This window comes from Streptomyces sp. LX-29, assembly GCF_029541745.1.
Lineage (GTDB): Bacteria > Actinomycetota > Actinomycetes > Streptomycetales > Streptomycetaceae > Streptomyces.
Window position 1 is genome coordinate 3161864 of record NZ_CP089746.1, and the last position, 14777, is coordinate 3176640.

Consider the following 14777-nt stretch of genomic DNA (forward strand, 5'->3'; position numbering starts at 1 on the left):
GTGGATCAGATCCTTCAGTCGTGGGCGCCCGCTATTTGACGCCCCTGATACTGACGAGGGTACGGGCGGCACGGCTCGAAGGTGAGCCGTACCGCCCGTATCCGTACTGCGCGGGTGAGCGCGACGCGTCAGACGCGGCGGCGCTTCGGCGGACGGCAGCCGTTGTGCGGGGTGGGGGTGACGTCCTGGATCGAGCCCACCTCGAGGCCGGTGGCCTGGAGGGAGCGGATCGCGGTCTCACGGCCGGAGCCCGGACCCTTGACGAAGACGTCGACCTTGCGCATGCCGTGCTCCTGCGCGCGGCGAGCGGCCGACTCGGCGGCCATCTGCGCGGCGAACGGGGTGGACTTGCGCGAGCCCTTGAAGCCGACGTGGCCGGCGGAGGCCCAGGAGATCACGTTGCCGGTCGGGTCCGTGATGGACACGATCGTGTTGTTGAACGTGCTCTTGATGTGCGCGTGGCCGTGAGCGACGTTCTTCTTTTCCTTGCGGCGCACCTTCTTGGCAGCGCCCTGACGACCCTTGGGGGGCATGTCTTACTCCTGAAGGAGGGAGGTGGTCGGTCCTACAGCGAAGACCGCTGATCAGCGTCCGCTGTGGACTACTTCTTGCCCGGCTTCTTCTTGCCGGCGATCGCGCGACGCGGGCCCTTGCGGGTACGAGCGTTCGTGCTGGTGCGCTGACCGTGGACCGGCAGACCGCGACGGTGGCGGAGGCCCTGGTAGCAGCCGATCTCGACCTTGCGGCGGATGTCGGCCTGGATCTCGCGACGGAGGTCACCCTCGGTCTTGAGGTTGGCGTCCACGTACTCGCGGATCTTGACCAGGTCCTCCTCGGACAGGTCACGAACGCGGGTGTTCGGGTTCACACCAGTGGCGGCGAGAGTCGCCTGCGACTGGGTGCGGCCGATACCGAAGACGTAGGTGAGTGCGACCTCCACGCGCTTGTCGCGCGGGATGTCAACACCGGAAACGCGTGCCATTGACTGGCTCCTGTTGGTGCTCGGGGGTCTTCCGCAGAACCGCTCCTGGCCGCCGTACGAGGTACGGTCCAGGTCTCCGGCCCCCGCCGGAGGTGTCGCCAATCACTGAGCGTGACCGGGCGGGCTCTGCGTATGAACGTTTGCTATGCGTCGCGCGATGAACTGCGAGGTGCAGGTCGGTGTGCGTCAGCCCTGGCGCTGCTTGTGGCGCAGGTTGTCGCAGATGACCATGACCCGACCGTGACGGCGGATCACCTTGCACTTGTCGCAGATCTTCTTGACGCTCGGCTTGACCTTCATGGGACTGAGGCTCTCCGGGTCGTGAGATCTACTTGTAGCGGTAGACGATCCGTCCGCGGGTGAGGTCGTACGGAGACAGCTCCACGACAACCCGGTCATCGGGCAGGATGCGGATGTAGTGCATGCGCATCTTGCCGCTGATGTGCGCGAGGACCTTGTGACCGTTCTGGAGCTCCACCTTGAACATCGCGTTAGGCAGAGACTCGATCACGGTGCCCTCGATTTCGATGGCGCCTTGCTTCTTGGCCATGTCCTGCTTTCGGGATCGGCTACCTTGATCGACTTTCGGCATGCCGAAAGACATGCGTGAGCCGACGTGTCAGTCTACGTCAGGCCGGAGAGAAAGACGAATCCGGGGCAGCCTGCCCGGCGGACATGATCGATACGCCGTCGGAGAGTGAAAGATCGTTGCGCCGCGGACGCCGCGCGCCCCCACGACCGGCGCCCCCGGGCCGCTACGCCAGCGGGTCGGGCGCGGCCTCGACGCCGTACTCGGCCAGCTTGGCCTTGCCGCCGTCCACGGCGGTGAGCACCAGCGGGCCCTCCTCGGTCAGCGCGACCGAGTGCTCCCAGTGCGAGGACCAGGAGCCGTCGTCCGTCTTGACGGTCCAGTCGTCGGCGAGCACATGCGTCTTCGCGGTGCCGAGGCTGACCATCGGCTCGATCGCGATGCAGAAGCCGGGCACCAGCTTGGGGCCCTTGCCGCGCTTGCGGGCGACGTAGTTCAGCAGGTGCGGATCCATGTGCATCTCGCTGCCGATGCCGTGCCCGCCGTAGTCCTCGATGATCCCGAACTTGCCGGAGCCGTGCTCACCGGCGGCCGGCCGCGGCTGGCGGCGGATGTACCCCTCGATGGCGCGGGAGATGTCGACCAGACGGTTGCCCTTGCGGACCGCGGCGATGCCCGCCCACATGGACTCCTCGGTCACCCGGCTGAGCTCGACCAGCTCCGGCGCGTGACCGCTGCCCACGAAGGCGGTGAAGGCCGCGTCCCCGTGCCAGCCGTCCACGATGGCCCCGGCGTCGATGGAGATGATGTCGCCGTCCTTGAGGACGGTCTCGGTGTCCGGGATGCCGTGCACCACGACCTCGTTCACCGAGGTGCAGATGGTGGCGGGGAAGCCGCCGTACCCCAGGAAGTTCGACTTCGCACCGTGGTCGGCGATGACCTTGCGGGCCACGTCGTCCAGGTCCTTGGTGGTGGCGCCCGGCACCGCCGCCTCCGCGCAGGCCCGGTGGATGGCCGCGACGACCAGCCCCGCCTCGCGCATCTTCACGATCTGCTCGGGGGTCTTGATCTCGACCATTACCGCTGACGCCTTCCTCTACCTGTACGTGTCTGTACGACGACTGCATCCATCTTGCGCCACCCGACCGCCCACGGCCACGACGGACCCGTCACACCATACGGCGGCCGAAACCCCTCAGGGCTTCGGCCGCCGTACGCACAGGTCTGACGCCGATCGCGGGACCGGTCCCGGTGACGGGAGCCGGCTACGCGTCCTTGCTCGAGCCCCCACCCGGCAGCGCGTCCATCGCGCGCTGGGTGACCTCGGCCACCTTGCCGAGCGCCGAGATGGTCACGACCAGGCCCTGGGCCTTGTAGAAGTCGATGATCGGCTCGGTCTCGCTGTGGTAGACCTCCAGCCGCTTGCGGACCGTGTCCTCGCTGTCGTCATCGCGCTGGTACAGCTCGCCGCCGCAGGCGTCGCAGACGCCCTCCGCGGCCGGCGGGCTGTAGCTGACGTGGAAGACGTGGCTGCTGTCGTTGCGGCAGATCCGACGACCGGCGATCCGCTTGACCACCTCGTCCTCGGGGACCTCGAGGTCCAGGACGGCGTCGAGCTTCTGCTCGTTCTCGGCCAGGATCCGGTCCAGCGCCTCGGCCTGGGCCAGGTTGCGCGGGAAGCCGTCCAGCAGGAAGCCGTGCGCGGCGTCCGACTGGTCCATGCGGTCCTTGGCCATGCCGATGGTGACCTCGTCCGGCACCAGCTGGCCGGCACGCATGTACTCCTGCGCCTTCTGGCCCAGCGGCGTGCCCTGGCTGATGTTCGCGCGGAAGAGGTCGCCCGTGGAGATGTGCGGGATAGACAGGTTCTTGGCGAGGTACGCGGCCTGCGTACCCTTGCCAGCCCCAGGAGGCCCGACGAGGACGATTCGCATCAGCGGAGGAACCCTTCGTAGTGTCGCTGCTGAAGCTGGCTCTCGATCTGCTTCACCGTTTCGAGACCCACACCCACGATGATCAGGATGCTGGTGCCACCGAACGGGAAGTTCTGATTTGCTTTGAGCGTCACCAGCGCCACGGTGGGCACCAGAGCGATCAAGCCCAGGTAGAGCGAGCCGGGCCACGTAATGCGGTTCAGCACATAGCTCAGGTACTCCGCGGTGGGGCGACCAGCCCGGACACCCGGGATGAACCCACCATACTTCTTCATGTTGTCAGCAACTTCTTCGGGGTTGAAGGAGATGGCGACGTAGAAGAAGGCGAAGAAGACGATCAGCAGGAAGTAGGTGACGATGTAGATCGGGTGGTCACCGTTGACGAAGTTGCGCTGGATCCAGACGGCCCAGTCCGCGTTCGAGTTACTGAACTGGACGATCAGCGCCGGAATGTAGAGCAGCGACGAGGCGAAGATGACGGGAATCACACCCGCCTGGTTCACCTTCATCGGGATGTACGTCGAGGTGCCGCCGTAGGAACGGCGACCGATCATGCGCTTCGCGTACTGCACCGGAATGCGGCGCTGCGCCTGCTCGACGAAGACCACCAGGCCGACCATGGCCAGACCGCAGGCGATGACGAGGCCGAACTCCAGCCAGCCGTCCATGATCTTGCCGGACTGCTTGATCTGCCACAGGGAGGCCGGGAAGCCGGAGGCGATGGCGACGAACATCAGGATCGACATGCCGTTGCCGATGCCGCGGTCGGTGATCAGCTCACCGAGCCACATGACGACCGCGGTGCCCGCGGTCATGCAGATGACCATCGTGATGGTGGTGAAGATCGCCTGGTCCGGGACGATATCGCCACGGGCGCTGCAGTTCGGGAAGAGCGAGCCGCTGCGGGCGGTGGCCACCAGGCCGGTGCCCTGCAGGATGGCGAGCGCCACGGTCAGATAGCGGGTGTACTGCGTGATCTTCGCCTGACCGGCCTGGCCCTCCTTCTTGAGGGCTTCGAGGCGCGGGATCACCACCGTCAGCAGCTGCAGGATGATGCTCGCGGTGATGTACGGCATGATGCCGAGCGCGAATACGGTGATCTGCAGCAGTGCGCCACCGCTGAACATGTTCACCAGGCCGAACAGACCCTGCTGGGCCTTGGCCTCGTCCATGCACGTCTGAACGCTCTGGTAGTCGACACCCGGGACCGGGATGTGTGTCCCGAGCCGGTACAACAGAATGATGCCCAGCGTGAACAGCAGCTTCTTGCGCAGGTCGGGTGTCTTGAACGCCCGGGCGAACGCGGTGAGCACGGTGCCTCCTGCGCCCCCCGCGTGCATAGCGCGAGAGGTGACGGTCTTGAGGGTCGACGAATACGGAAACAGCCGCGCGGACATGCCGCGCGGAAGGTAACAACGCACGCCACCTTACCGGCGAGTGCGCCCCCCTTGGAACGACCAACCGGGGATGCCCCATTTCAGGGGCATCCCCGGCCGATTGTGCATCGGGCTCAGACGAGCTCGGTGACGGTGCCGCCGGCGGCGGCGATCTTCTCCTTGGCGGAGCCGGAGACGGCGTCAACCGTCACCTGCAGCGCCACGGAGATCTCGCCGGTGCCGAGCACCTTGACGAGCTGGTTCTTACGAACCGCACCCTTGGCGACCAGGTCGGCCACCGTGACCTCGCCACCCTGCGGGTAGAGCGCGGCCAGCTTGTCCAGGTTCACGACCTGGTACTCGGTGCGGAACGGGTTCTTGAAGCCCTTGAGCTTCGGCAGACGCATGTGGAGGGGCATCTGCCCACCCTCGAAGCGCTGCGGAACCTGGTAGCGGGCCTTGGTGCCCTTGGTGCCACGACCGGCGGTCTTACCCTTGGACGCCTCACCACGACCGACACGGGTCTTGGCGGTCTTGGCGCCCGGGGCGGGCCGGAGGTTGTGGACCTTCAGCGGGTTGTTCTCCGCCATGTCAGTCGACCTCCTCGACCGTCACGAGGTGGCGGACGGTGTGCACCATGCCGCGGAACTCGGGGCGGTCCTCCTTGACAACCACGTCGCCCAGCCGCTTCAGGCCGAGCGAACGCAGGGTGTCGCGGTGGTTCTGCTTGCTGCCGATGTAGGACTTCGTCTGCGTGACCTTGAGGCGAGCCATTACGCACCCACCCCGGCACGCGCCCGCAGCAGAGCTGCGGGGGCGACGTCCTCCAGCGGCAGGCCACGACGGGCCGCGATCTCCTCGGGGCGCTGAAGGCCCTGAAGCGCGGTCACCGTGGCGTGCACGATGTTGATCGGGTTCGACGAACCGAGCGACTTGCTCAGCACGTCGTGGATGCCCGCGCACTCCAGCACGGCGCGCACCGGGCCACCGGCGATCACACCGGTACCGGGGGAAGCCGGCTTGAGCAGGACGACGCCCGCGGCCTTCTCGCCCTGGATCGGGTGCGGGATGGTGCCGCCGATACGGGGGACCTTGAAGAAGTGCTTCTTGGCCTCCTCAACACCCTTGGCGATGGCGGCCGGCACCTCCTTGGCCTTGCCGTAACCGACACCGACGGTGCCGTCACCGTCGCCCACCACGACCAGCGCGGTGAAGCTGAAGCGACGACCACCCTTCACAACCTTGGCGACGCGGTTGATCGCGACAACGCGCTCGACGTAAGCGGTCTTCTCGGCAGCTGCGCCGCCGTCCCGCCGGTCCTTCCGGTCCCGCCGCTCGCCGCCACCGGCGCCGCCACCGCGGCGCTGGGGTCCAGCCATTGGATTTACCTCTCTCGTTTGTCCGCTAGCTCCGGAACCGGGGCTTAGAACTTCAGCCCGGCCTCGCGGGCGGCGTCCGCCAGGGCGGCGATGCGCCCGGCGTACTGGTTGCCACCACGGTCGAACACGACGGCCTCGACGCCGGCGGCCTTGGCACGCTCGGCGACCAGGGCACCGACCTGCTTGGCCTGGGCGCTCTTGTCGCCCTCGCCACCGCGGATCGAAGCGTCCAGGTGCGACGCCGACGCCAGGGTGTGGCCCTTGATGTCGTCGATGACCTGGGCGGTGATGCCCCGGTTGGAGCGCGTCACGACCAGGCGCGGACGCTCGGCCGAACCCGAGATCCGCTTGCGGATCCGGATGTGGCGACGCTTGGCGGCAGCACGCTTGTAAGCATCGCCCTTAGCGATCTTCACACCGTATGCCATGGCTTACTTACCAGCCTTTCCGACCTTGCGGCGGATGACCTCGCCCGCGTACTTCACGCCCTTGGCCTTGTACGGGTCGGGCTTGCGCAGCTTGCGGATGTTCGCGGCGACCTCGCCGACCTTCTGCTTGTCGATGCCCTCGACGCTCAGCTTGGTCGGGGACTCCACCTTGAAGGTGATGCCCTCGGGGGCCTCCACCACGATCGGGTGGCTGTAGCCCAGGGCGAACTCCAGGTTGGAGCCCTTCGCCTGGACGCGGTAACCGACACCGCTGATTTCGAGCGCCTTGCTGTACCCCTGGGTCACGCCGGTGATCATGTTCGCCACCAGCGTGCGGGACAGGCCGTGCAGGGCCTTGTTCTGACGCTCATCGTTCGGGCGGGTGACAACGAGAGTGTTGTCCTCGCCCTTGGCGATCTCGATGGGCGCGGCAACGGTGTGCGAGAGGGTGCCCTTGGGGCCCTTCACTGCGACCGTACGGCCATCGATGGTGACGTCCACACCAGCGGGAACCTGGATGGGCAGCCGTCCAATACGCGACATGGCTATTCCTCCGTTCCCGGGTTACCAGACGTAGGCGAGGACTTCCCCACCCACGCCCTTCTTCGATGCCTGCTTGTCGGTCAGCAGACCGTGGGACGTGGAGATGATCGCCACGCCCAGGCCGCCGAGGACCTTCGGCAGGTTGGTGGACTTTGCGTAGACCCGCAGGCCCGGCTTCGAGATCCGCTTGATGCCGGCGATCGAGCGCTCGCGGTTCGGGCCGAACTTCAGCTCGAGGACGAGGTTCTTGCCGACCTCGGCGTCCTCGACCTTCCAGCCGGTGATGTAGCCCTCCTGCTGGAGGATCTCCGCGATGTGCGACTTGATCTTGCTGTGCGGCATCACGACGGAGTCGTGGTACGCCGAGTTAGCGTTTCGCAGACGCGTGAGCATGTCTGCGATCGGATCGGTCATGGTCATGATGGCCTTCGGCCTCTCTCGCCGGGGTTTCCTATCTGCGCCATCCCTCTCCCCGATCACGTAAACGGTCGGGACGGGTGCGGCGCGGGGACCTACGGCGTAGTAAGACGGTCATGGGCGGCGGGCGCCCAACCCTTCTACTCTACGTGAGCGTCAGGGTCATACAGGACGAGCGCCCGCCATCCATTTGCTTACCGAGAGCCCGGTACCAACCCAAAAGGGCTGGTTACCAGGAGCTCTTGGTCACGCCCGGCAGCTCGCCACGGTGAGCCATCTCACGAAGGCACACGCGGCAGAGGCCGAACTTGCGGTAGACGGAGTGCGGCCGGCCGCAGCGCTGGCAGCGGGTGTACGCGCGCACGCCGAACTTCGGCTTGCGGGCGGCCTTAGCGATCAGAGCCTTCTTCGCCACGGTCAGTTCTCCTTGAACGGGAAGCCGAGGTGACGCAGCAGGGCCCGGCCCTCGTCGTCGTTGGTCGCCGTGGTCACCACGGTGATGTCCATACCCCGGACCCGGTCGATCTTGTCCTGGTCGATCTCGTGGAACATGACCTGCTCCGTGAGACCGAAGGTGTAGTTGCCCCGGCCGTCGAACTGCTTCGGCGACAGACCACGGAAGTCGCGGATGCGCGGCAGCGCGAGCGACAGCAGGCGGTCCAGGAACTCCCACATGCGGTCACCGCGGAGGGTGACGTGGGCACCGATCGGCTGGCCCTCACGCAGCTTGAACTGCGCGATGGACTTGCGGGCCTTGGTGACGGCCGGCTTCTGACCGGTGATCGTGGTGAGGTCGCGGATGGCGCCCTCGATCAGCTTGGAGTCGCGGGCGGCGTCGCCCACACCCATGTTGACCACGATCTTGGTCAAGCCCGGGATCTGCATGACGTTCTCGTAGGAGAACTCCTCACGCAGCTTGCCGGCGATCTCTTCGCGGTAGCGCGTCTTCAGACGCGGCGCGTTGGTGGTGGCAGTCATCAGATGTCCTCACCGGTCCGCTTGGCAACGCGGATCTTGTTGCCGTCCTCGTCGAAGCGGTACCCGACGCGGGTGACGACCTTGTTGCCGTCCTTCTCCACCACGAGCTGAACATTGCTCACGTGGATCGGGGCCTCGACCGTGATGATGCCGCCGGTCTTGGAACCACGGGCGGTCTGACCGGCCTTGGTGTGCTTCTTGACCCGGTTGACACCCTCGACCAGGACGCGGTCCTCGCGGGGGTAGGCCTCGATGACCTTGCCCTGCTTGCCCTTGTCCTTACCGGTGATGACCTGGACCAGGTCGCCCTTCTTGATCTTCATCGGTTACAGCACCTCCGGCGCGAGCGAGATGATCTTCATGAACTTCTTCTCGCGCAGCTCACGGCCCACGGGGCCGAAGATACGGGTGCCGCGGGGGTCGCCATCGTTCTTGAGGATGACGGCCGCGTTCTCGTCGAAGCGGATGTACGAGCCGTCCGGGCGGCGGCGCTCCTTGACGGTGCGCACGACGACGGCCTTGACGACGTCGCCCTTCTTCACGTTGCCACCGGGGATCGCGTCCTTGACGGTGGCGACGATGACGTCACCGATGCCCGCGTAGCGGCGACCGGAACCGCCGAGAACACGGATGCAAAGGATCTCCTTCGCACCAGTGTTGTCGGCGACGCGCAGTCGCGACTCCTGCTGGATCACGTCTATCTCCTGATCGTCTGCCGGTTCCCGGCAGGGGCTTGGTGTGTCAAGCCCCTGCCGAGCCTGGCGGAACTGTCCAGAAGGCGAATGCCTTCAGGAATTACTTGGCCTTCTCGAGGATCTCGACGACGCGCCAGCGCTTCGTCGCGGACAGCGGCCGGGTCTCCATGAGGAGGACGCGGTCGCCGACACCCGCGGCGTTCTGCTCGTCGTGCGCCTTGAGCTTGTTGGTACGGCGGATGACCTTGCCGTACAGCGCGTGCTTGACGCGGTCCTCGACGGCGACGACGACGGTCTTGTCCATCTTGTCGCTGACGACCAGACCCTCACGGGTCTTGCGGAAACCGCGCTGGGTCTTCTCAGTCACATTCTTCTCGCTCATCAGGCGCTCTCCACCGTCTCGATGCCGAGCTCGCGCTCCCGCATCAGGGTGTAGATCCGGGCGATGTCCTTGCGGACGGCCTTCAGCCGGCCGTGGTTCTCGAGCTGTCCGGTCGCCGCCTGGAAGCGGAGGTTGAACAGCTCCTCCTTGGCCTCACGAAGCTTGGCAACGAGGTCCTCGTTGTTCAGCTCGCGCAGCTCGGACGCCTTGGTACCGGCCGCCATCACGACTCACCTGCCTCGCGCCGAACGATCCGGCACTTCATCGGAAGCTTGTGCGCGGCGCGGGTGAGCGCCTCGCGAGCAGTCTTCTCGTTCGGGTAGGACAGCTCGAACATCACCCGACCGGGCTTGACGTTCGCGATCCACCACTCCGGGGAACCCTTACCGGAACCCATGCGGGTCTCGGCCGGCTTCTTCGTGAGCGGCCGGTCCGGGTAGATGTTGATCCAGACCTTGCCGCCACGCTTGATGTGGCGGGTCATGGCGATACGAGCGGCCTCGATCTGCCGGTTGGTGACGTACGCCGGGGTGACGGCCTGGATGCCGTACTCGCCGAACGCCAGCTCCGTGCCGCCCTTGGCCATACCCGACCGCTTCGGGTGGTGCTGCTTGCGGTGCTTGACCCTACGGGGGATCAGCATGGGGGTCAGGCCTCCGTTCCGGTGCTCTCAGCAGCCGGAGCAGCGGACGCGGCGTCGGCCTTGGGGGCCTCGGCGGCGGCGTTCTGCTGCTGCGGCTTACGGCCACGGCCACCGCGCTCGCCACCACGGCGCTGCGGGCGGTCGCTGCCACCACGCGACGGGCGGTTGCCGGCGCGGGCGGCGGCGTTCTCGGCGCGGACCTCGGCGATGTTCTTCACGTCGCCCTTGTAGATCCACACCTTGACGCCGATGCGGCCGAAGGTGGTCTTGGCCTCGAAGAAGCCGTACTCGACGTTCGCGCGGAGGGTGTGCAGCGGCACACGGCCCTCGCGGTAGAACTCCGAGCGGGACATCTCGGCGCCGCCGAGACGACCACCACACTGGATCTTGATGCCCTTGGCGCCCGCCTTCATGGCCGACTGCATGCTCTTACGCATGGCGCGGCGGAAGGAGACGCGGGAGGAGAGCTGCTCGGCGACGGCCTGCGCGACCAGCTGAGCGTCGACCTCGGGGTTCTTGACCTCGAGGATGTTCAGCTGGACCTGCTTGCCGGTGAGCTTCTCCAGGTCGCCACGGATACGGTCGGCCTCCGCGCCGCGACGGCCGATGACGATGCCCGGCCGGGCGGTGTGGATGTCGACGCGGACGCGGTCACGGGTGCGCTCGATCTCGACCTTGGAGATGCCGGCGCGCTCCATGCCGGACGTCATCATCCGACGGATGGCGACGTCTTCCTTGACGTAGTCCTTGTACAGCTTGTCGGCGTACCACCGGGACTTGAAGTCCGTGGTGATGCCGAGCCGGAACCCGTGCGGGTTAACCTTCTGGCCCATTACCGGGTTCCTTCCTTGCTGCTGACGACCACGGTGATGTGGCTGGTCCGCTTGCGGATCCGGTAGGCACGGCCCTGGGCGCGCGGCCGGAACCGCTTCAGGGTCGGGCCCTCGTCGACGTACGCCTCGCTGATGAACAGCGTGGAGGCGTCGGTGTGGTCGTAGTTGTGCGCGGCGTTGGCAATGGCGCTGTCCAGCACCTTGCCTACCGGCACGCTCGCGGCCTGCGGGGCGAAACGCAGGACCGCCTGAGCCTCCGTGGCATCCATGCCACGGATGAGGTCCACCACGCGGCGGGCCTTCATGGGCGTGACGCGGATGTACCGCGCCTGGGCCCTGGCTTCCATGGTTGTCCCTTCGGTGTCAGTCATTGGTCTTCGCTCTCCGCAGATCAGCGACGACGCGACTTGCGGTCGTCCTTCTCATGGCCGCGGAAGGTGCGGGTCGGCGCGAACTCGCCGAGCTTGTGGCCGACCATCGACTCGGTGACGAACACCGGGACGTGCTTGCGGCCGTCGTGCACCGCGATCGTGTGGCCGAGCATGGCCGGGACGATCATCGAGCGGCGGGACCAGGTCTTGATGACGTTCTTGGTGCCGGCTTCGTTCTGGACATCCACCTTCTTGCTCAGGTGGTCGTCGACGAAGGGCCCCTTCTTGAGACTGCGCGGCATCTAAACCCGCTCCTAGCGCTTCTTGTTCGTCTTGCGGCGGCGGACGATGTACTTGTTGCTGGCCTTCTTCGGCGAGCGAGTACGTCCTTCCTTCTTGCCCCAGGGCGAGACCGGGTGGCGACCACCGGAGGTCTTACCCTCACCACCACCGTGCGGGTGGTCGACGGGGTTCATGACCACACCGCGGACGGTCGGGCGAACGCCCTTCCAGCGCATACGGCCGGCCTTGCCCCAGTTGATGTTCGACTGCTCGGCGTTGCCGACCTCGCCAACGGTGGCGCGGCAGCGGACGTCGACCAGGCGGACCTCACCGGACGGCATACGCAGGTGGGCGTAGGCGCCCTCCTTCGCCAGCAGCTGCACGGACGCACCGGCGGAGCGGGCGAACTTGGCACCGCCGCCGGGACGCAGCTCGATGGCGTGGATGGTCGTACCGACCGGGATGTTGCGCAGCGGCAGGTTGTTGCCCGGCTTGATGTCGGCCCCGGGGCCGTTCTCGATCCGAGCGCCCTGCACCAGACCGGCCGGCGCGATGATGTAGCGCTTCTCACCGTCGGCGTAGTGCAGCAGCGCGATGCGCGCGGTGCGGTTCGGGTCGTACTCGATGTGAGCGACCTTCGCCGGGACGCCGTCCTTGTCGTGACGACGGAAGTCGATGACGCGGTACGCGCGCTTGTGACCGCCACCCTGGTGGCGAACAGTGACGCGACCGGCGTTGTTACGACCGCCCTTGCTGTGCAGCGGGCGGACCAGCGACTTCTCCGGCGTGGACCGCGTGATCTCGACGAAGTCGGCGACGCTGGCGCCACGACGGCCCGGAGTCGTCGGCTTGTACTTGCGGATACCCATTTCTCAGTCCTCGTCCGATTCCGGACGACACGGACTCCTAGTTAGGAGACCGGGCCGCCGAAGATGTCGATACGGTCGCCCTCGGCGAGGGTCACGATGGCGCGCTTGGTGTCCTTGCGCTTGCCGAAACCGGTCTTGGTGCGCTTGCGCTTACCCTGCCGGTTGATCGTGTTCACCCCGGTGACCTTGACCGAGAAGACCGTCTCGACGGCCTGCTTGATCTGGGTCTTGTTGGCACGCGGGTCGACGATGAACGTGTACTTGTTCTCGTCCAGCAGCGCGTAGCTCTTCTCGGAGACGACCGGCTTGACCAGGATGTCGCGCGGGTCCGAGAAGGTCTTGCTGGTGATCGTGGCCTCAGACATCAGGCCTCGCTCCCTTCGGTCACAGCGGCCTTGGGGCCAGCGACGAAGGTGTCGAAGGCGGCCTTGGTGAAGACCACGTCGTCGGAGACGAGCACGTCGTACGTGTTCAGCTGGCCCGGCTCCAGGATGTGAACCTGGGGCAGGTTGCGGGCCGACAGCCACGCGACCTCGTCCGAGCGCTCGGCGACCAGGAGCACGTTCTTGCGCTCGCTGATCTTGCCCAGCAGGGCCTTGGCGGCCTTGGTGGACACCGAACCGTCAACGACGCCGGTCACGACGTGGATACGGTCGTGGCGGGCCCGGTCGGAGAGGGCACCGCGGAGGGCGGCGGCCTTCATCTTCTTCGGGGTGCGCTGCGAGTAGTCACGCGGCACGGGACCGTGCACGACGCCACCACCGGCGAACTGCGGCGCGCGGGTCGAACCCTGACGGGCGCGACCGGTGCCCTTCTGGCGGTAAGGCTTCTTGCCGCCACCACGGACCTCGCCGCGGGTCTTGGTCTTGTGCGTGCCCTGGCGGGCAGCGGCCAGCTGCGCGACAACGACCTGGTGGATCAGCGGAACGCTGACCTGCGCGTCGAAGAGCTCAGCGGGGAGCTCGACGGTCCCGGCCTTGTCGCCTGCCGGCGAAAGGATGTCAATGGTGCTCATCGGTTACCTCAGGCCCCCTTGGCCGCGGTACGGACCAGGACGAGGCCGCCGTTCGGACCAGGAACCGCGCCCTTGATGAGCAGCAGGCCCTTCTCCGCGTCAACGGCGTGGACGGTCAGGTTCTGGGTGGTGACCCGCTCATTGCCCATGCGGCCGGCCATGCGCAGGCCCTTGAACACGCGGCCCGGGGTGGCGCAGCCACCGATGGAGCCCGGCGAGCGGTGCTTGCGCTGGGTGCCGTGGCCGGCGCCGAGGCCGGCGAAGCCGTGGCGCTTCATGACACCGGCGGTGCCCTTGCCCTTGCTGGTGCCGGTCACGTCGACCTTGACACCGGACTCGAACACCTCTGCGGTGACCTCCTGGCCGAGCGTGTACTCGCTGGCGTCAGCGGTACGCAGCTCCACCAGGTGGCGGCGCGGGGTGACGTCCGCCTTGGCGAAGTGACCCTTGAGGGGCTTGTTCACCTTGCGCGGGTCGATCTCGCCGAAGGCGATCTGGACGGCGTCGTAGCCGTCCACGTCGTTGGTGCGGACCTGGGTCACGACGCAGGGACCGGCCTTGACGACGGTGACCGGGACGACACGGTTGTTCTCGTCCCACACCTGCGTCATGCCGAGCTTCTCGCCCAGGACGCCCTTGATCTGCTTAGCCATCTCGCGCGTCACCTCAGAGCTTGATCTCGATGTCGACGCCCGCCGGCAGGTCGAGGCGCATCAGCGAGTCAACCGTCTTCGGCGTGGGGTCGAGGATGTCGATGAGGCGCTTGTGCGTGCGCATCTCGAAGTGCTCGCGCGAGTCCTTGTACTTGTGCGGCGACTTGATGACGCAGTACACGTTCTTCTCAGTGGGCAGCGGCACCGGGCCCGCGACCGACGCACCAGTGCGGGTCACCGTCTCGACGATCTTCTTCGCCGAGGAGTCGATGACCTCGTGGTCGTAGGCCTTGAGCCGGATGCGGATCTTCTGTCCCGCCATGGCTACTTCGTAGTCCTGTCTCTCGTAACGCTCTGGGACCCGATGCGTTCGCGTCCTTCTCCGACCCACGCGGTCGGGCGTGTCGCGCCCCTTCCGGCAAATCTCCCAAGGGGGATTCCCTGCGAAGGGGGCGTGGGGGAAGAACA

Annotated in this window: 28 protein-coding genes; all 28 read right to left on the reverse strand. The window is 66.6% G+C overall.

From position 1 onward, the window contains the following. Window positions 1-128: 128 nt before the first annotated feature. Window positions 129-533, reverse strand: a complete 405-nt coding sequence (gene rpsK / locus LRS74_RS13430) for a 30S ribosomal protein S11 (protein ID WP_003948617.1) — start codon at window positions 531-533, stop codon at window positions 129-131. A 68-nt stretch (window positions 534-601) separates the two neighbouring features. Continuing rightward, complete coding sequence (gene rpsM, locus LRS74_RS13435) at window positions 602-982, reverse strand: 30S ribosomal protein S13 (RefSeq protein ID WP_144380960.1); 381 nt, start codon at window positions 980-982, stop codon at window positions 602-604. A gap of 186 nt (window positions 983-1168) precedes the next feature. After that, entirely contained in the window at window positions 1169-1282 is a 114-nt protein-coding gene (rpmJ, locus tag LRS74_RS13440; protein WP_003956441.1) for a 50S ribosomal protein L36, read from the reverse strand. Window positions 1283-1310: 28 nt separating this feature from the next. Next, window positions 1311-1532 carry a translation initiation factor IF-1 gene (gene infA / locus LRS74_RS13445; protein WP_003956442.1) on the reverse strand — a complete coding sequence of 74 codons (222 nt, stop codon included), beginning with the start codon at window positions 1530-1532 and terminating at the stop codon, window positions 1311-1313. Between the two features lie 205 nt (window positions 1533-1737). After that, complete coding sequence (map, locus tag LRS74_RS13450; RefSeq protein ID WP_144380958.1) at window positions 1738-2589, reverse strand: type I methionyl aminopeptidase; 852 nt, start codon at window positions 2587-2589, stop codon at window positions 1738-1740. A 187-nt stretch (window positions 2590-2776) separates the two neighbouring features. After that, window positions 2777-3445, reverse strand: a complete 669-nt coding sequence (locus LRS74_RS13455) for an adenylate kinase (protein WP_277741238.1) — start codon at window positions 3443-3445, stop codon at window positions 2777-2779. Next, window positions 3445-4758: a preprotein translocase subunit SecY gene (gene secY, locus LRS74_RS13460; RefSeq protein ID WP_277744740.1), complete on the reverse strand. Its 1314-nt coding sequence runs from the start codon at window positions 4756-4758 to the stop codon at window positions 3445-3447. Before secY ends, LRS74_RS13455 begins: the two co-directional genes overlap by 1 nt. Before the next feature lie 197 nt (window positions 4759-4955). Next, the gene (rplO, locus tag LRS74_RS13465; RefSeq protein ID WP_277741239.1) at window positions 4956-5411 is read right to left on the reverse strand and encodes a 50S ribosomal protein L15; all 456 of its coding nucleotides are present in this window, start codon (window positions 5409-5411) and stop codon (window positions 4956-4958) included. Between the two features lies 1 nt (window position 5412). Continuing rightward, on the reverse strand, window positions 5413-5595 hold the full coding sequence (gene rpmD / locus LRS74_RS13470; RefSeq protein ID WP_041130781.1) for a 50S ribosomal protein L30: 183 nt from the start codon (window positions 5593-5595) through the stop codon (window positions 5413-5415). Then, the gene (rpsE, locus tag LRS74_RS13475) at window positions 5595-6200 is read right to left on the reverse strand and encodes a 30S ribosomal protein S5 (RefSeq protein ID WP_277741240.1); all 606 of its coding nucleotides are present in this window, start codon (window positions 6198-6200) and stop codon (window positions 5595-5597) included. The genes rpmD and rpsE overlap by 1 nt, the downstream gene beginning before the upstream one ends. 44 nt (window positions 6201-6244) lie before the next feature. Beyond that, window positions 6245-6628: a 50S ribosomal protein L18 gene (gene rplR, locus LRS74_RS13480; RefSeq protein ID WP_277741241.1), complete on the reverse strand. Its 384-nt coding sequence runs from the start codon at window positions 6626-6628 to the stop codon at window positions 6245-6247. 3 nt (window positions 6629-6631) lie between these two features. Next, window positions 6632-7171, reverse strand: coding sequence for a 50S ribosomal protein L6 (rplF, locus tag LRS74_RS13485; protein WP_277741242.1), 540 nt, complete (start codon window positions 7169-7171; stop codon window positions 6632-6634). 21 nt (window positions 7172-7192) lie between these two features. Then, the gene (gene rpsH, locus LRS74_RS13490; protein WP_065963010.1) at window positions 7193-7591 is read right to left on the reverse strand and encodes a 30S ribosomal protein S8; all 399 of its coding nucleotides are present in this window, start codon (window positions 7589-7591) and stop codon (window positions 7193-7195) included. A gap of 226 nt (window positions 7592-7817) precedes the next feature. Then, on the reverse strand, window positions 7818-8003 hold the full coding sequence (locus LRS74_RS13495; protein WP_003956452.1) for a type Z 30S ribosomal protein S14: 186 nt from the start codon (window positions 8001-8003) through the stop codon (window positions 7818-7820). A 2-nt stretch (window positions 8004-8005) separates the two neighbouring features. Next, window positions 8006-8566: a 50S ribosomal protein L5 gene (gene rplE / locus LRS74_RS13500; RefSeq protein WP_144380947.1), complete on the reverse strand. Its 561-nt coding sequence runs from the start codon at window positions 8564-8566 to the stop codon at window positions 8006-8008. Further along, entirely contained in the window at window positions 8566-8889 is a 324-nt protein-coding gene (gene rplX, locus LRS74_RS13505) for a 50S ribosomal protein L24 (RefSeq protein ID WP_144380945.1), read from the reverse strand. Before rplX ends, rplE begins: the two co-directional genes overlap by 1 nt. A 3-nt stretch (window positions 8890-8892) precedes the next feature. Next, a complete protein-coding gene (rplN, locus tag LRS74_RS13510; RefSeq protein WP_055718836.1) occupies window positions 8893-9261 on the reverse strand; it encodes a 50S ribosomal protein L14 in 369 nt (122 codons plus the stop codon). A 100-nt stretch (window positions 9262-9361) separates the two neighbouring features. Continuing rightward, window positions 9362-9643: a 30S ribosomal protein S17 gene (gene rpsQ, locus LRS74_RS13515; RefSeq protein WP_144380943.1), complete on the reverse strand. Its 282-nt coding sequence runs from the start codon at window positions 9641-9643 to the stop codon at window positions 9362-9364. Then, window positions 9643-9867 (reverse strand): 50S ribosomal protein L29, encoded by a 225-nt coding sequence (gene rpmC / locus LRS74_RS13520; RefSeq protein WP_065963002.1) that lies wholly within the window; start codon window positions 9865-9867, stop codon window positions 9643-9645. Before rpmC ends, rpsQ begins: the two co-directional genes overlap by 1 nt. After that, window positions 9867-10286 (reverse strand): 50S ribosomal protein L16, encoded by a 420-nt coding sequence (rplP, locus tag LRS74_RS13525; protein WP_014178774.1) that lies wholly within the window; start codon window positions 10284-10286, stop codon window positions 9867-9869. Before rplP ends, rpmC begins: the two co-directional genes overlap by 1 nt. A gap of 5 nt (window positions 10287-10291) precedes the next feature. Then, a complete protein-coding gene (gene rpsC / locus LRS74_RS13530; protein ID WP_144380941.1) occupies window positions 10292-11119 on the reverse strand; it encodes a 30S ribosomal protein S3 in 828 nt (275 codons plus the stop codon). After that, window positions 11119-11466 carry a 50S ribosomal protein L22 gene (gene rplV, locus LRS74_RS13535; RefSeq protein WP_043264895.1) on the reverse strand — a complete coding sequence of 116 codons (348 nt, stop codon included), beginning with the start codon at window positions 11464-11466 and terminating at the stop codon, window positions 11119-11121. Before rplV ends, rpsC begins: the two co-directional genes overlap by 1 nt. A 44-nt stretch (window positions 11467-11510) precedes the next feature. Then, window positions 11511-11792, reverse strand: a complete 282-nt coding sequence (gene rpsS / locus LRS74_RS13540) for a 30S ribosomal protein S19 (RefSeq protein ID WP_014054167.1) — start codon at window positions 11790-11792, stop codon at window positions 11511-11513. 12 nt (window positions 11793-11804) lie between these two features. Then, window positions 11805-12641, reverse strand: coding sequence for a 50S ribosomal protein L2 (gene rplB, locus LRS74_RS13545; RefSeq protein ID WP_144380940.1), 837 nt, complete (start codon window positions 12639-12641; stop codon window positions 11805-11807). Between the two features lie 41 nt (window positions 12642-12682). Next, window positions 12683-13006 (reverse strand): 50S ribosomal protein L23, encoded by a 324-nt coding sequence (gene rplW, locus LRS74_RS13550; RefSeq protein ID WP_144380938.1) that lies wholly within the window; start codon window positions 13004-13006, stop codon window positions 12683-12685. Next, window positions 13006-13656, reverse strand: coding sequence for a 50S ribosomal protein L4 (gene rplD / locus LRS74_RS13555; protein ID WP_277741244.1), 651 nt, complete (start codon window positions 13654-13656; stop codon window positions 13006-13008). The genes rplW and rplD overlap by 1 nt, the downstream gene beginning before the upstream one ends. 8 nt (window positions 13657-13664) lie before the next feature. Continuing rightward, on the reverse strand, window positions 13665-14309 hold the full coding sequence (gene rplC, locus LRS74_RS13560) for a 50S ribosomal protein L3 (protein WP_144380934.1): 645 nt from the start codon (window positions 14307-14309) through the stop codon (window positions 13665-13667). A 13-nt stretch (window positions 14310-14322) separates the two neighbouring features. Further along, on the reverse strand, window positions 14323-14631 hold the full coding sequence (gene rpsJ / locus LRS74_RS13565; RefSeq protein WP_003948644.1) for a 30S ribosomal protein S10: 309 nt from the start codon (window positions 14629-14631) through the stop codon (window positions 14323-14325). Window positions 14632-14777 lie beyond the last annotated feature (146 nt).

Coding starts and splice junctions, on each gene's coding strand:
- rpsK (WP_003948617.1), bottom strand. CDS start 533: ATGCCCCCCAAGGGTCGTCAGGGCGCTGCCAAGAAGGTGCGCCGCAAG.
- rplO (WP_277741239.1), bottom strand. CDS start 5,411: ATGGCGGAGAACAACCCGCTGAAGGTCCACAACCTCCGGCCCGCCCCG.
- rplV (WP_043264895.1), bottom strand. CDS start 11,466: ATGGAAGCCAGGGCCCAGGCGCGGTACATCCGCGTCACGCCCATGAAG.
- rpsE (WP_277741240.1), bottom strand. CDS start 6,200: ATGGCTGGACCCCAGCGCCGCGGTGGCGGCGCCGGTGGCGGCGAGCGG.
- rpsM (WP_144380960.1), bottom strand. CDS start 982: ATGGCACGCGTTTCCGGTGTTGACATCCCGCGCGACAAGCGCGTGGAG.
- rpsQ (WP_144380943.1), bottom strand. CDS start 9,643: ATGAGCGAGAAGAATGTGACTGAGAAGACCCAGCGCGGTTTCCGCAAG.
- infA (WP_003956442.1), bottom strand. CDS start 1,532: ATGGCCAAGAAGCAAGGCGCCATCGAAATCGAGGGCACCGTGATCGAG.
- rplR (WP_277741241.1), bottom strand. CDS start 6,628: ATGGCATACGGTGTGAAGATCGCTAAGGGCGATGCTTACAAGCGTGCT.
- rpmD (WP_041130781.1), bottom strand. CDS start 5,595: ATGGCTCGCCTCAAGGTCACGCAGACGAAGTCCTACATCGGCAGCAAG.
- rplE (WP_144380947.1), bottom strand. CDS start 8,566: ATGACTGCCACCACCAACGCGCCGCGTCTGAAGACGCGCTACCGCGAA.
- rpsC (WP_144380941.1), bottom strand. CDS start 11,119: ATGGGCCAGAAGGTTAACCCGCACGGGTTCCGGCTCGGCATCACCACG.
- rplF (WP_277741242.1), bottom strand. CDS start 7,171: ATGTCGCGTATTGGACGGCTGCCCATCCAGGTTCCCGCTGGTGTGGAC.
- rplC (WP_144380934.1), bottom strand. CDS start 14,309: ATGGCTAAGCAGATCAAGGGCGTCCTGGGCGAGAAGCTCGGCATGACG.
- rpsH (WP_065963010.1), bottom strand. CDS start 7,591: ATGACCATGACCGATCCGATCGCAGACATGCTCACGCGTCTGCGAAAC.
- rplX (WP_144380945.1), bottom strand. CDS start 8,889: ATGAAGATCAAGAAGGGCGACCTGGTCCAGGTCATCACCGGTAAGGAC.
- rpmC (WP_065963002.1), bottom strand. CDS start 9,867: ATGGCGGCCGGTACCAAGGCGTCCGAGCTGCGCGAGCTGAACAACGAG.
- rpsJ (WP_003948644.1), bottom strand. CDS start 14,631: ATGGCGGGACAGAAGATCCGCATCCGGCTCAAGGCCTACGACCACGAG.
- LRS74_RS13455 (WP_277741238.1), bottom strand. CDS start 3,445: ATGCGAATCGTCCTCGTCGGGCCTCCTGGGGCTGGCAAGGGTACGCAG.
- rpsS (WP_014054167.1), bottom strand. CDS start 11,792: ATGCCGCGCAGTCTCAAGAAGGGGCCCTTCGTCGACGACCACCTGAGC.
- rplB (WP_144380940.1), bottom strand. CDS start 12,641: ATGGGTATCCGCAAGTACAAGCCGACGACTCCGGGCCGTCGTGGCGCC.
- rplP (WP_014178774.1), bottom strand. CDS start 10,286: ATGCTGATCCCCCGTAGGGTCAAGCACCGCAAGCAGCACCACCCGAAG.
- rplW (WP_144380938.1), bottom strand. CDS start 13,006: ATGTCTGAGGCCACGATCACCAGCAAGACCTTCTCGGACCCGCGCGAC.
- rpmJ (WP_003956441.1), bottom strand. CDS start 1,282: ATGAAGGTCAAGCCGAGCGTCAAGAAGATCTGCGACAAGTGCAAGGTG.
- rplD (WP_277741244.1), bottom strand. CDS start 13,656: ATGAGCACCATTGACATCCTTTCGCCGGCAGGCGACAAGGCCGGGACC.
- map (WP_144380958.1), bottom strand. CDS start 2,589: ATGGTCGAGATCAAGACCCCCGAGCAGATCGTGAAGATGCGCGAGGCG.